This is a genomic window from Vibrio sp. 1F253 (assembly GCF_041439295.1).
Taxonomy (GTDB): domain Bacteria; phylum Pseudomonadota; class Gammaproteobacteria; order Enterobacterales; family Vibrionaceae; genus Vibrio; species Vibrio tasmaniensis_A.
The window spans coordinates 24220-39097 of the sequence record NZ_JBGONU010000012.1 but is presented as its reverse complement, the minus strand read 5'-3'; the positions used below and the strand labels follow the sequence as shown (position 1 = coordinate 39097).

Below are 14878 nucleotides of genomic sequence, written 5' to 3'. Positions count from 1 at the left end.
TTAACGAGCCTCATCCCGTATTTAGGAGAAATTAAATGTTTGTAGTTATTTTTGGTCGCCCTGCTTGTCCATTCTGTGTTCGTGCAAAAGAGCATGCTGAAACTCTTAAAGCTAAACGCGATGACTTCAACTACCGTTACGTTGACATCCACGCTGAAGGCATCAGCAAAGCTGACCTAGAGAAGACTGTTGGTAAACCTGTAGACACAGTTCCACAAATCTTCATCGACCAAGATCACATTGGCGGCTGCACAGAATTTGAAGCATACGCAAAAGAAAACCTAGGTCTTTTCGATTAATCTAGAATTTCTCATACGAGAATCGAAGCTAAAGCCTTAAACGGCTGATAACTAAAATAGTTAGACTGTATGATTGATATAGAGCCCGCTGATTGTAGCGGGCTTTTTTATGACAATTTTTCAACCGAAGTAAGATTAAGGTCAATATCGAATAAAATTGAAAATAGCACTTATAATTTATTTATATTTAGATACAATTCATTCCTCAAACTGATCCTGTGTTTCACGCTAATTATTGAGCAATCACTGTGAATATCGACGTTGTCTTGCTGTTAAAACAAAACCCCATCCTTCTCATTTTTGTTGTGTTATCTATTGGCCTCGCCATTGGTAAAATTCGTTTCGGTAGTCTCCAACTAGGAAATTCAATCGGTGTTCTGATTACTTCTCTTATCATGGGACATCTTGGCTTTTCCTTTAACGCCGACGCTCTCACAATTGGTTTCATGCTCTTCATTTACTGTGTAGGTATTGAAGCCGGGCCCAACTTCTTCGGTATATTCTTCAGAGATGGTAAGCATTACCTCATTCTTAGCCTCGTTGTACTTTCTACGGCCATTGCCCTTACTTATTTTTGCAGCGAATATTTAGGTCTTGGTTTCGGACTTTCCGCAGGCATGATGGCGGGAGCACTAACTGCAACACCAATATTAGTTGGTGCGCAAGATGCACTCAATTCAGGTTTAGCTGAAGTACCAAGAAACATGGACCTGGGTCTGGTCATAGAAAACCTCTCTGTAGGTTACGCGATGGCTTATTTAGTCGGCTTAATCAGTATGATTATGTTTGCCCGCCTTATTCCAAAGCTTCAGAAAGTAAACCTGCACGACTCTGCAGAACAAATAGCTCAAGAGCGCGGCCTAGGCACCTCTGGCCAGCGTAAGGTTTACTTACCCATTATCCGAGCTTATCGTGTGGGACCAGAGCTAATTACCTGGACTGATGGCAAGAACCTTCGTGAGCTTGGCATCTATCGCCAAACTGGTTGCTACATCGAGCGGATTCGACGTAATGGTATTCTTGCCCACCCTGATGGCGATGCCATTCTGCAAGAAGGCGATGAAATCGCATTAGTTGGCTTCCCTGACAGCCACGCTCGTCTTGATCCAAGTTTCCGAAACGGTAAAGAAGTTTTTGACCGTAACCTTCTCGATCTACGAATCGTTGAAGAAGAGATCGTCGTTAAAAGCGACAACATCGCGGGTAAGCGTTTATCTGACTTAAACTTATCGGAATACGGCTGTTTCCTTAACCGCGTAGTAAGAGCTCAAATTGAAATGCCGATGGACTTAAACATCGTACTTTCTAAAGGTGATGTACTGCAGGTGAGTGGTGAAAAGAGCCGTGTTCACGGCCTTGCAGAAAAAATTGGTTTCATCTCGATTCACAGCCAAATGGCCGATTTGACGGCTTTCTGTAGCTTCTTCATTCTGGGTATTTTGTTTGGTTTGATCACCATGACATTCGGGCAAGTCTCATTTGGTTTAGGTAATGCAGTTGGTCTTCTTCTATCAGGCATCATGCTTGGCTTCTTACGAGCGAACCACCCTACCTTCGGTTACGTTCCTCAAGGGGCGTTGAATATGGTCAAAGATCTCGGTTTGATGTTCTTTATGGTCGGTATCGGCTTGAGCGCCGGGGGTAAGATATTTGAGCATTTGACCCAAGTGGGTCCGCAAGTCATTGGGATAGCACTTATCGTGAGTGTACTGCCGGTATTCTTCGCTTACTTAGTCGGCGCTTACGCACTGAAGATGAACCGAGCTCTTCTTTTTGGAGCCATCATTGGCGCACGAACCTGTGCTCCGGCGATGGACATAGTGAATGACCACGCTCGTTCAACTATCCCAGCTCTGGGGTACGCGGGTACGTACGCGATAGCCAATATATTGATGACCTTAGCGGGTACCTTTATCATTATCATTAGCTAGTTTATTCAGCGTTATAGATTAGATATTTTAAATGCACTAATTCATCTTTGAGTTAGTGCATTTTTTATTACTTAATCTCTTTTCTCATTCCACACCTCTATACTACTTTCCTCAAACTACAGACAAAAAAAATAGGCGCTCAATGAGCGCCTATTTCGTTTATTTGATTTGTGAATTAGATGTCAGCTACATCAAATTCAACAGCTGTCTCTACATCAGCTTCGTAATCAACACCGTCAACACCGAAACCGAACAACTTCAAGAACTCTTCTTTGTACTCAACGTAGTCAGTCAGTTCTTTTAAGTTTTCAGTTGTGATTTGAGGCCATAGGTTACGACAATGCTCTTGAATGTCATCACGAAGTTCTAGGTCGTCTAGACGTAGACGGTTCACTTCATCAACTTCTGCTGCACTGCCATCTGCTTTGTATAAACGTTGGCTGAACATACGGAAGATCTGTTCCATACAACCTTCGTGAATGCCTTCTTCACGCATCTTCTTGAACACCATAGCGATGTAAAGAGGCATAACAGGAATAGCAGAGCTTGCTTGAGTCACAACTGACTTAAGAACAGCAACGTTCGCAGTACCACCAGTTTGGCCTAGTTTCTCGTTAAGCGCTGACGCTGCACGGTCTAGATCCATCTTAGCTTTACCTAGCGCGCCATCCCAGTAGATTGGCCACGTTAGCTCAGTACCGATGTAGCTGTAAGCAACAGTCTTACAACCGTCAGCTAGAACACCCGCTTCAGAAAGTGCGTTGATCCAAAGTTCCCAATCTTCACCGCCCATTACAGTAACAGTGTCTTTGATCTCTTCTTCAGTAGCAGGCTCAACGCTTGCTTCGATGATCGCATCTTTGTTTGTATCTACCGCTGTAGATGTGTACGTTTCGCCGATAGGTTTAAGAGATGAACGAATCACTTCGCCAGTCTCTGGCATTTTACGCACTGGAGATGCCAGTGAGTACACAACCATATCGATTTGACCTAGATCTTCTTTGATCAGGTCAATTGTTTTCTGTTTAGCTTCGTTAGAGAAAGCATCGCCGTTAAGGCTTTTTGAATACAGGCCTTCTTCTTTAGCTAGCTTATCGAACGCTGCTGAGTTGTAAAAACCAGCTGTGCCCGGCTTTTTCTCAGTACCGGCTTTCTCGAAGAAAACACCGATAGTTGAAGCGCCGCCACCAAATGCAGCCGCAATACGTGAAGACAAGCCGTAGCCACTTGAAGAGCCAACAACGAGTACACGTTTAGGTGCACTTGCAATTGGGCCTTGAGCTTTTGTGTAAGCAATTTGTTCTTTTACATTAGCTTCACAACCGACTGGATGTGTTGTAGTACAGATGAATCCGCGAATTCGAGGTTTGATGATCATATTCAACTTCCTTAAAAAATCAGGTTAAGGATAAGAGTTTCGTGCGCAAATGGCATCTAATTTCTGTAAAAATGTGGTGAAAATGCAAGTGGTTGGAGCACTCAACTGATATTTGCCGACTAAGTCACCATTTGTTAACGCTTCTATTGCGACTTCTACGACAAAAACAAAAAAGGCACCTTATTAGGTGCCTTTTATCATTTCGTTATCTAAGCAACGCTATTTAGCTTAGGTTTTAACTCTTTTCGCGTCAAAGTTTCACTAAAGTCATGACTAAAGTGGTCAACTTGAATCGCTGTATAACGAAGTTTATCAGCAGCAACAATTTGGTCGACTTCTTCTTGTGTCAGAACGTCAGCAGCAAGTGCTTGAGCCAGTTTGTCTGCCAACAAGCCTTTACGAGCCACTTTGCCCTCTTTCACTGCTTTGAAGATCTTACGCTCCAGAGGCTTGATGCTGTACATCGCATTGAACGCGTTCTCCATAAGGCCAACACTATCATCCTCTTCCTTGCCGATGTAGCAAAGGTGAGTCAGACGTTCACGGTGTGCTCCCGGAGTCATCAGGCTTTCTGCTAGTTGAACTGTTAGGTTATCACTTGGTTTTTCGAAGTGGTTACCTACAGGGAAAACTAGACCTCTAAGTACTTTACCAACCATCTTGTTCGGGAAGTTACGGTACGCTTCTTGTAACGACTGAGCCGCATTGTGGAAACAGTGTTGAACCGCGTAGTGTACGTAGTCTAGGTCAGCTTGTTGGCGACCTTCATCTTCATACTTCTTAAGTGCAGCAGACGCCATGTATAGGTAACTTAGACCATCACCCAAACGTGCAGAGATAAGCTCTTTACGTTTCAGTTCACCACCTAGCGTCAGCATTGCGAAATCCGCACTCACTGCAAGCGCGCGGCTCAAGCGAGTCAAATCTTGGTAGTAAGGCTTCGTTGGACCACTCATGTCGGCTTTAATGAACTTAGAGCCAGTCAGTGCTGCACCAAAAGCGCCAAACGTGTTTTTAGTTGCGTGTGAGATGTGCTTGAACAACAAGCTATCAAAGTCTTTTGCACCTTGCTTCTCATCTGGGTTCGCTGCCGCTTCCATTTCGCTCAATACGTATGGGTGACAACGTGTCGCACCTTGACCGAAGATCATCAGGTTACGAGTTAGAATGTTCGCACCTTCTACTGTGATAGCAACTGGAATACCTAGGTAAGGCGCAGCCAAGTAGTTCATTGGGCCATCTTGAATTGCACGACCTGAATGGATATCCATTGAGTCATTCAGAATAGTACGAGCCATCTCTGTCATGTGATACTTCGCGATAGCCGTTACGATACCCGGCTTCTCTTTCATATCAAGTGAAGTGGTTGTCAGTGTACGAGTCGCTTCTAGTAGATACGTTAAACCACCAATACGGCCTAAGCTCTCTGCAACACCTTCAAATTTACCAATCGACATACCGAACTGCTTACGAACATAAGCGTATGCGCCGGTCGTTTTCGCTGTTAGGTGGCCCATCGCCGTGCCCAGTGCGGGTAATGAGATACCACGACCTGCAGACAGACATTCCACCAGCATACGCCAGCCTTTACCTGCGTAATCTGCGCCACCGATTAGCCATTCCATAGGAATAAATACATCGTGACCGCGTGTTGGACCATTCATAAACGCAAGACCAAGTGGATCATGACGCTCACCGATCACAACACCTTCGTGGTCTGCCGGGATAAGCGCACAAGTGATACCAATGTCTTCTTTGTCACCCAGTAGCTTTTCTGGATCGTGCAGTTTGAAAGCCAAACCAAGTACCGTTGCCACTGGTGCTAGCGTAATGTAACGCTTGTTCCAGTTAAGCTTGATGCCTAGTGTCTCTTTACCTTCGTGCATGCCCATACACACAGTGCCGACATCAGGGATACCACCCGCATCAGAACCTGCTTCAGGGCCTGTTAGTGCGAAACAAGGGATATCTGTACCGTCAGCAAGACGAGGTAGCCAGTAATCTTTTTGATCTTGAGTACCGTAGTGAGACAACAGCTCACCAGGGCCAAGAGAGTTTGGAACCATTACCGAAACCGCAGTACTGATACTACGCGTAGCAATCTTGGTTACTATGGTGGAGTTTGCGTGCGCCGAAAATTCACGGCCGCCGTACCCTTTCGCGATAATTAGCGAGAAGAAACGCTCTTTGCGTAAAAAGTTCCATACTTCCTCAGGAAGGTCTCGGTCTTCTTTGACAATTTTGTGGTCATCGAGCATAGCGAGCAAAGTTTCAAGTTCATTGTCCATGAACGATTGCTCTTCTGCTGTCAGCTGAGGTTTTGGATACTGGTGAAGCTTAGTGAAATCTGGTTTACCAGAAAACAGCTCTCCGTCCCACCACACGCTACCCGCTTCCATCGCTTCTTTCTCGGTGCTAGATAGGGGTGGTAGTACTTTTTTAAAGAGTTTAAAAGCTGGGTCACTTACCCATTTTTGTCTTAGAGAGCTCATAGTTCAGATCCTTTTGTTCACTATATTGTTTGTGAATATTTTGCTTTTTATTGTTTTATTCTTTTGCTGACATGCCAGCGGCCAAATATGGAATAAGAATATCGACCACTGCCTTAGCATCTATCTTTCTGTCATAGTCATTCTCTGCAATTTCTATTAGAGCTTGGCTAGATGCCATGGTGAATACACAAGTCCCTAGGGTGAAGTGCAATCGCCAAAATAACTGTTCTTGAGTGAGGTTGGGATTAGCTTTCATTACTGAGTTGGTAAACAAAGTCAGTACTTCGCTATAACGAGTAGTAATGAACCAACGCAAATGGCCTTGCACATCTGTATAGCCTCGACCGATGAGTAACATAAATCGGCTCGTACCATTTGGCCTTACATCATTGAGTGCCCTTAGTGGCTGCCTTAAAGACTCAAACACGTCACTCATAGAATACGTTTCGTTCAAATTTAAGTTCACTAGTGCATCTTGCAATGCTGGCATAAATGCTTCTAAGTAACGATTGAGTACCGCACGAACCAGAGTCTTCTTATCGCCAAAGTGGTAGTTCACTGAAGCAAGATTGACATTGGCTTTACTCGTAATCGTGCGTAAAGAGGTGTCATTAAAACCGTGCTCAGCAAATAAGCCTTCAGCCACATCTAAGATTTTGTCTTTGGTTGTACTTCTTGGTGCCATTTCAATCACTCGTATTAAACAACTGTTTGAAATATACGCTTAGAACATTTATTTAACAAGCAAGCAACATCACATTTTCACAAATTGGTCGTACCAGTTATAAGCATTACGTTCTAAGCGATTGAATAGAGACGCGTTTAATTAAAAAGAGAAAATTAATGAATTTTTTGGGGAACTGAAATGATAATCGAGGGTCATAAATTAAGTAGAAAACAGCGTATTTAGATGTTTAACAGGCCGTCAAACTTGTTTCTCACTGTTTTCTTAATTACTGCATTTTCCTTATTAACTCCTATACTTGTATCCGCCCAAACCGCGTTGGTTTGGGCTTTTTTTTGTCTAAGATCACGGTGTTTTTTTAGGTTAATAGTAGACACAAAAAAGCCCTCGAAACCGAAGGCTTTCATTACATTAAAGTTCAAAGCATTTCACGATCCGACTAGGCAGCATCATTTTTGATTAACTCGGCTAGCACCGAAAGATCATTGCCGAGATCAACCGAAGCTCCCATTTCCGTTGCAATACCTTCAACCACTATGGTTTGAGTATCACTGCCGCCATTGATTGGAATCGATAGTGCGATATCGTCTCCATCAACAGACACTTCAATCATGCCAAGCAGCTCGGCCATTTGAGTTTCATCTTGTGGGTCTTCAAGTAGATCATTGAGGTCAATCAGATCACCGGCGCCCTCCGTATAAAGCTCAAAGTCTTTAATGATATCGGTCCCATTGTCGAGCGTAGAGTCTAGCCAAGTGAAGATGTTGTCTCCGCTATCTCCAATCAGCAGATCGTTGCCTGACTCGGCATACAAAGGTTCATTACTCGCTGCACTGATCACGTTATATTGCTGCGGTTCTTCGATATCTATGTTGACCGTCTCTACCGTGCTTTCTGCGCCATTAGAGTCGACCGCGACATAATCAAACTGCGGGTCTTCAGTTACCGCCTCGTTACCTTGGACATAGCGTAACTCCCAACTGCCCCCTGTCGATGACAACTCCATTCCAACGATCGGATTATCTGGTGATGAATAACTGAAATCATAAAGTATTTGGCTGTTTCCGGTGTCTCCGGGGTCTTTCTGATACTGCTCTGTATGCGTTGTACCATCTGCAAAGGTATAGAGTACTTCAACATAAACATTACTATTGGTGTTAAATGAACCACCCAAACCATCTAGACCAAAATCAACAACCCCTAATGGATTATTCGTAAAATCGAGGACTAAGGTCTCCTGTTTGTTCATACCTCTACCATCGGTATCACCAATACCAAAACCGACATGAGACTGTTCACCTTGATACTGTTTCAAAGGCTTATTATTGTTGTCTTCAATCGTAACCGTAATCGTATTGCCGTTATCTAGGGTAATAAGTCTTTCGGTTGGTGACACCGCGACGCCCCAATTATAGAAACCATCAACGAGCTCTGGCATATCGTCAGGGTCACCACTGAAGCCCATTTCAAACATTTCTCCAGGCCCGGCAACGAAGCTGATATTGTTTGGGACAAACAACACACCGTTGTCGACGTCAGACTGCACAATTTCTCTCGTGACGCCATTTTCATCGGTATACAAAAGGCTGCCGTTGGTTGGCAAACTTTCTATCCGAATATGAAGCGGAATGTCGTCATGATCATCTTCTATATCTGAGATGTAATCTGGCATGCCGCCATCTTCAGAATCGAAGAGGATAGGTATAATCGCGTCCTCATCATTAACGACCGTAAAGCTGGTCGCTTCAGGTGCGTCATTGACACCATTGATTGTTATCTCGATAACATGCTCTACACCATCGATGGCGGTGACGACATATCGCTCAATAACCGTGTCGTCATCGTTCAAGTATTGAACCGCATCGTTATCAACGACATAACTCCATGCCCCTTCAGGAGTAATCGTTAACATTCCTAGTGCAAGTGCATAAGTAGATCCAACAGGGGTAAACACGCCATTAGGTTTAAATGCAGGCATGTCACTCGTGTCGACGTCAGTAATCGTTAAAGTACCAGACACCGAGAGTTCGTTGGTATCTTCATTGACATCGACGTCCTCTGTCACTTCTCCCACGTCAGAGTCACCTTCCCCAATCGTAATCTCAGATGGATCATCAGCACCATTAATAGTGATTGTCACTTCACTTGTGGTTCCGTCAATCGCAGTAACCGTGTAAACCTCGGTGATAAATTCATCGTCATCGAGATATTGCACATCATCGTTGTCGACGACGTAAGTCCATTCACCATCGTCGGTAATGGTCAACATACCCAACGCAGTATCATTGGTCGAACCTTCAGGATTAAACGTTCCGTTAGGTTGAAAAGCCGCGACATCGTTAGCATCAACATCGGTAATCGTCAGTGTTCCCGTCGCCATCAAGTCGTTACTCTCCGGGTCAACATCGACATCTTCCGTCACCTCACCCATGTCTGAGTCACCTTCCCCAACCGTAATCTCAGATGGATCATCAGCACCGTTAATGGTGATGGTCACTTCACTTGTGGTTCCGTCAATCGCAGTAACAGTGTAAACCTCGGTGACAAACTCATCATCATCGAGATACTGCACATCGTCGTTGTCTACGACATAAGTCCATTCACCATCGTCGGTAATGGTCAACATACCCAACGCAGTATCATTGGTCGAACCTTCAGGATTAAACGTTCCGTTAGGTTGAAAAGCCGCGACATCATTAGCATCAACATCGGTAATCGTCAGTGTTCCCGTCGCCATCAAGTCGTTACTCTCCGGATCAACATCGACATCTTCCGTCACCTCACCCATGTCTGAGTCACCTTCCCCGACAGTAATTTCGGATGGATCATCAGCACCATTGATGGTGATGGTTACTTCACTTGTGGTTCCATCAATCGCAGTAACAGTGTAAACCTCGGTAACAAACTCATCGTCGTCAAGGTATTGCACATCATCATTGTTGACGACGTAAGTCCATTCGCCACCATCGGTAATGGTCAAAACACCCAGAGCGGTATCATTGGTCGAACCTTCTGGGTTAAACACACCGTTTGGTTCGAAAGCAGCGACGTCGTTATCGTCGACATCGGTGATGGTTAGCGTCCCTGACGTCGCTAAGTTGTTGCTCTCTTGATCAACATCCACATCCTCAGTCACTTCTCCTGTGTCTGAATCACCTTCACCAACAGTTATGTCAGATGGATCATCGGCACCGTTAATAGTGATAGTCACTTCGCTAGTGGTACCGTCACTGGCTGTCACGGTATAAACCTCAGTAACGAATTCATCGTCATCCAAGTACTGAACATCGTCGTTGTTAACTACGTAAGTCCAAGCACCATCAGGGTCGATGCTCAATACGCCTAGCTGTGATTCGTTTGTTGAACCTACGAGGTTAAACTCACCGTCAGCTGAATAGGTAGGAGTGTCGCTGTCTACATCTGTAATTACGATCTGACCAGACGTCACTAATTGATTGGTGATCTCATCTACATCAATGTCCTCAGTCACACTGCCCGAGTCATCGGTAGCGACTGCCGCATCATCAGTACCAATGATGGTGACGGTGATGACTTGTTCGCCACCGTCGGAGGTTTGCACTGTCGTCGTATCTTGAATTTGCTCGCCATCAGCAAGTTCATCAAATGGACTGTTGGCCACGAATGTCCAGGAGCCATCCTCATTAACGACAAAAGACCCGAACCCATTTTCGCCTTCCGCATCTTTGGCGATAAAGGTAACGTCCGGATCGTCAATGGTTAAAGCGCCCCCGGTTTCAATAGGCTCATCCTGTTCAAACTCAATAACGTTGGTTTCACCTGAAACAAGCGCAAGAGCAATGATATCGAAAAGAGCAATACTTTGAGTTTCGGACAACCCTTGAGATTCAAGTCCGTCAGTTTCAAAGTTTGTTGAAGCCAGAGTTTCAGCCCCTGTACGTTCAATCCTACCGCTGTTGGTTAGACTTGAGCCTTGCTCACCTGCTGCGGCATCAAACTCTTCACCCAATTCTGTTGGATCAAACCCTTCTTCAATAGCACGTTGAACTTGAGCGATCGCATCATCAGTGTCTATCACGTTTTGCTGACCTTGGTCATCGACAAACCGTGCAGAAACGTTTGGCACGCTCTCTTCAGTTGTTTCGACAGTGACAATGACGTCGCTAGCAGCTGGTTGCTCGCCCGGAGGCAAACGTCTAACTTGGCCTTGAGCGTCGAGCACTATAACGCCGTTCGCAAGACCTAGTATACTTAGGTTGATATTTCCCATATCCATATTCCCACTTCTGCCCAGAACACACCAAACGCGGATCCAATCCCACTCTGCGCTGTGGCTATTTCCTACAATAAATTTAGTAGTGGCATTATTGATAATCAACTCACTAAAGGCATGGAAATGCGATGCTTTTTAAATTAGTCAATAGCAATAGCGACTTACATTCAAAAAAAAAACAACAAACTTCGCATTTTTTTGCAAATGTCCTAAGCTTCGTTTAATACCATTCACTCAATTCAACGGTAAACGTAGGTTGGGAAACGGATGAGGCATTGAAAGTAGAAGGAGAGCTACTTTGAAATTGTTTAAATTATCCATAATGTGTTGCTTAGTTGCTGCAGCACCACTCGCCGCTCAAACTCTGGAACAGTCTGTGGCTATTACCCTGGCAACGAATCCAGAGATAAAAAGCATCTTTAACGAATATGTGAGCGTGAAAAAGCGTAATGACGCCTCTGGTGGGGCATACAGGCCGAGTATCGACCTTGATGCCGGTATTGGTTATGAAGGTATAAACCCTGCACCAAATAACGGTCCAGACACGGATCTAACAAGAAAGGAAGCAACGATTTCCCTCACTCAATTGCTGTGGGATGGTTCTTCGACTCTGAACGATATTGACCGTACCGCTGCAGAAGCCGAATCAGTTCGTTTGCAATTGATAGCCGATGCCGAAGACAAAGCACTGGAGGTAACACAAATATATCTCGACGCAGTAAAAGCGACTGAGGTACTGGCGCTGTCAGAAAGTAACCTTGCGATACACAAGAAAATCTATAAAGACATAAAAAAACGAGCGAGTTCAGGCATAGGTTCTACCGCAGACGTTTCGCAAGTAGAAGCTAGGATTGCAAAAGCTCATGGTAACTTATTAGCCGCCCAGAATAATTTGATCGACACACATACCCAATTTAGAAGAGTTGTAGGACAAGAACCGCTAGGTCTGATTTACCCAAGGGCCGACATATCTTGGATTCCACTGTCATTGTCAGATGCCCTAGTTGACGCTTTAGATAAACACCCTGTAATTAAAATAGCGGCGGCAGATGTCGACGCAGCACATTTTCAATATAAACAGTCCAAAGGCGTAAACTATCCTACATTCTCTATCGAAGCGTCTCAGTCATGGCGTGATGATGCAGGAGGCGATGAAGGTTCAAGTCAAGAAACGCTCGCAATGCTGAGAATGCGGTATAACTTGTACAATGGTGGTACAGACAGCGCCAATTCAGAAGCTTCTGCTTACCAACTCAATAAGGCGAAAGATCTTAGAGATCGTGCTTATCGCCAAGTCGAAGAAGGACTTCGCCTCTCATGGAGCGCCTTAGATCTCACACTGCAACAGAAAAACTTTTTGTCCGACCATGTTGATTCAGCTTCAGAAACCGTTATCGCCTATGAAAAACAATACCGAATAGGTAAACGTACTCTGCTTGACCTGCTCAATACTGAGAACGAACTGTTTGAAGCACGCAAAGATTATCTGGATGCCCATTATTCGGAGCAGTACGCTAAATACCGAGTGATGAACGCTACAGGTTCTTTATTGAATGCTCTGCTGGTTGATATACCGGAAGAGTGGACAACGGCCGTGGAGTATTAATGATGAAAATAACTTACTTATTACTTCCCGTATTAACGATGACTTTATTTGCCTGCTCCAATCAGCAGCGAGAAACCTACATCGAGACGCCCGAAGCTGAACAAATTGCCGATCTACAAGACGATGATAAAGATGGTGTAGTAAACGCGCGAGATACCTGCCCTGGTACACCAGAAACATCACAAGTCGACAATGATGGCTGTGGTGAAACAATTCGAGCAGAAGAAGTACGACAGCTGAAAATACTCTTTGCTCATGACTCATTTGAAGTAAACCCAATATTTTCTAGCCAAATTAGCACCATGGCAGAGTTTCTTGAAAACTACAAAAGCGCTTCAATTGAAATCCAAGGTTACGCCAGTAAAGTGGGCTCCAACGAATACAACTTAGACTTGTCAAAGAAACGAGCAAACAATGTACAAGATGAGTTACTTTCGAATGGTATAGAACCAGAGCGCGTGAGAATTGTTGGCTATGGTGAAGAACGCTTAGAAAACGATGGTGACGATCCTACTTCACACGCACTGAATCGTAAGGTAACCGCGACCGTAGTTGGGTTAAGTGAGCAGATCGTTGAAGAGTGGACCATTTTTACCACACTAGAAAAGTAACGTGACATCATCACTGAAAGCGCAAGATGTAAGGTAAATTCGCTTACAAATACAGCTTAGCTTCAAGATCAATAAAGCCGTGATAGGGTTACCCATCACGGCTTTTTGTTCTTTGTCGTCACATGAATCGTAAAGGTGATTCTGTGACTCTTCTTGCTACTCAGAAATTGACTTGTTACTCAGTGAGTAGGCTCCCTCTTAAGCGAACCTACTACCGATTATGCTTTTACCTACCAATTATAGCTTTACTTCTTGATGCTTAGTTTTCGGTAGAGAAATACTTAGCAGGAAGTAACCTAAGATAGCTGCGGTCGTTGAGCCCATCAGGATACCTAATCGAGCAAGCGTATCAAAATCTGCGTTCGTTGGACCAAATGCTAGCGATGAAATAAAGATAGACATCGTAAAGCCAATACCACACAACACAGATACCGCGAAGATGTTCATGAAGTTCACACCTTCAGGAAGCTTAGCGATGCCCGTTTTCACAGCACCCCAGCTGAATAGGAAGATACCCAGAGGCTTACCAACCAATAGACCCATAGCAATACCAAGAGGTAGCATGCCTGTAAGGTTTGAAATTGAGATGCCTTCTAGTGAGATACCTGCGTTTGCAAATGCGAAGATTGGCAAAATTGCAAAAGCGACGTATGGGTGCAGAGCATGTTCTAGATGTTTCAGCGGAGAACGCTCTCCTTTATTGCCTTTCAGTGGGATAGCAAAACCAATGACTACACCAGCCAATGTTGCGTGAACACCTGACTTCAATACTGCGAACCACAGAATTGCACCAACAATAAGGTAAACACTCAACTTCGTTACATGCTTGTTGTTTAGCATGAACAGCACACCAGTTGCAATGAAGCCAACCGTTAGTGCAAGCGTCGATAGATCGCCTGAGTAGAACAGTGCAATGATAACAACAACCCCTAGATCATCGATAATTGCCAACGCTAGTAGGAATACCTTCAAGCTTACCGGTACACGGTTACCAAGAAGAGCCATGATGCCCAATGCGAAAGCGATATCAGTTGCCGCTGGGATAGCCCAACCTTGAAGCGCTTCAGGGTTACTTGAATTGAATAGCACGTAAATAAGTGCAGGAGCTAGCATACCACCCACCGCTGCGATAGCTGGGAAGATTGCTGTCTCTTTAGACTTTAATGCGCCTTCTAACAGTTCGCGCTTAACTTCTAAGCCAATTAGAAGGAAGAAGACAGCCATTAAGCCATCGTTAATCCAGTGTGATACAGACATACCAAGAACATAGCTGTGCAGTACCCCTTGGTACATTTCGTTCAATGGTGAGTTTGCTACAAACATTGCGATCGCCGCAGCGATGACTAGTATGATGCCGCCAGCAGATTCCAATTTAAAGAAGTCACGGATGACGTCGGTCATGATTTCGCCCTTATATTTATTATTTAAATAAACGAATAACAAAGAATAACCACGAGTTTATATCCAAGCTCTATCGATAGATAATCACTTCTTCGGATGTTTAACTTCGGTTTTTCCTACAAATACTAAACAATACGTCGTATATTCCATAATGTTGTTATGCACCATGAATTAAGTATAGATGAGTTCACCAAGGCTGTATGCACAAATAATTCGAGGGTTG

General features: G+C 44.3%; 9 protein-coding genes. 4 read left to right on the top strand and 5 right to left on the bottom strand.

Translation table 11 applies throughout. The features are described from left to right. The first annotated feature begins 35 nt into the window (after positions 1–35). Positions 36–299, top strand: a complete 264-nt coding sequence (locus tag ACED28_RS08465; RefSeq protein ID WP_009847069.1) for a GrxA family glutaredoxin — start codon at positions 36–38, stop codon at positions 297–299. A 248-nt stretch (positions 300–547) separates the two neighbouring features. Beyond that, positions 548–2230, top strand: coding sequence for an aspartate:alanine antiporter (locus ACED28_RS08460; RefSeq protein ID WP_012604238.1), 1683 nt, complete (start codon positions 548–550; stop codon positions 2228–2230). A 175-nt stretch (positions 2231–2405) separates the two neighbouring features. On the opposite strand, the gene fabV is transcribed toward ACED28_RS08460, so the two are convergent. The 4 genes from fabV to ACED28_RS08440 all read right to left on the bottom strand — a co-directional run bounded on the left by fabV (position 2406) and on the right by ACED28_RS08440 (position 11034). Beyond that, positions 2406–3608 (bottom strand): enoyl-ACP reductase FabV, encoded by a 1203-nt coding sequence (gene fabV, locus ACED28_RS08455; RefSeq protein ID WP_371709644.1) that lies wholly within the window; start codon positions 3606–3608, stop codon positions 2406–2408. A 209-nt stretch (positions 3609–3817) separates the two neighbouring features. Next, positions 3818–6100 carry an acyl-CoA dehydrogenase gene (locus ACED28_RS08450; RefSeq protein ID WP_371709643.1) on the bottom strand — a complete coding sequence of 761 codons (2283 nt, stop codon included), beginning with the start codon at positions 6098–6100 and terminating at the stop codon, positions 3818–3820. 55 nt (positions 6101–6155) lie between these two features. Then, complete coding sequence (locus ACED28_RS08445; RefSeq protein WP_009847073.1) at positions 6156–6785, bottom strand: TetR/AcrR family transcriptional regulator; 630 nt, start codon at positions 6783–6785, stop codon at positions 6156–6158. Between the two features lie 439 nt (positions 6786–7224). Next, positions 7225–11034, bottom strand: coding sequence for a VCBS domain-containing protein (locus tag ACED28_RS08440; protein WP_371709642.1), 3810 nt, complete (start codon positions 11032–11034; stop codon positions 7225–7227). 301 nt (positions 11035–11335) lie between these two features. Between ACED28_RS08440 and ACED28_RS08435 the strand changes: the two genes are divergently transcribed. Continuing rightward, complete coding sequence (locus ACED28_RS08435; protein WP_017096715.1) at positions 11336–12643, top strand: TolC family outer membrane protein; 1308 nt, start codon at positions 11336–11338, stop codon at positions 12641–12643. Beyond that, complete coding sequence (locus tag ACED28_RS08430; RefSeq protein ID WP_032499350.1) at positions 12643–13254, top strand: OmpA family protein; 612 nt, start codon at positions 12643–12645, stop codon at positions 13252–13254. Before ACED28_RS08435 ends, ACED28_RS08430 begins: the two co-directional genes overlap by 1 nt. A gap of 237 nt (positions 13255–13491) precedes the next feature. Here the strand turns inward: ACED28_RS08430 and nhaA are convergent, their stop codons facing one another. After that, positions 13492–14655 carry a Na+/H+ antiporter NhaA gene (gene nhaA / locus ACED28_RS08425; protein ID WP_029222855.1) on the bottom strand — a complete coding sequence of 388 codons (1164 nt, stop codon included), beginning with the start codon at positions 14653–14655 and terminating at the stop codon, positions 13492–13494. Positions 14656–14878 lie beyond the last annotated feature (223 nt).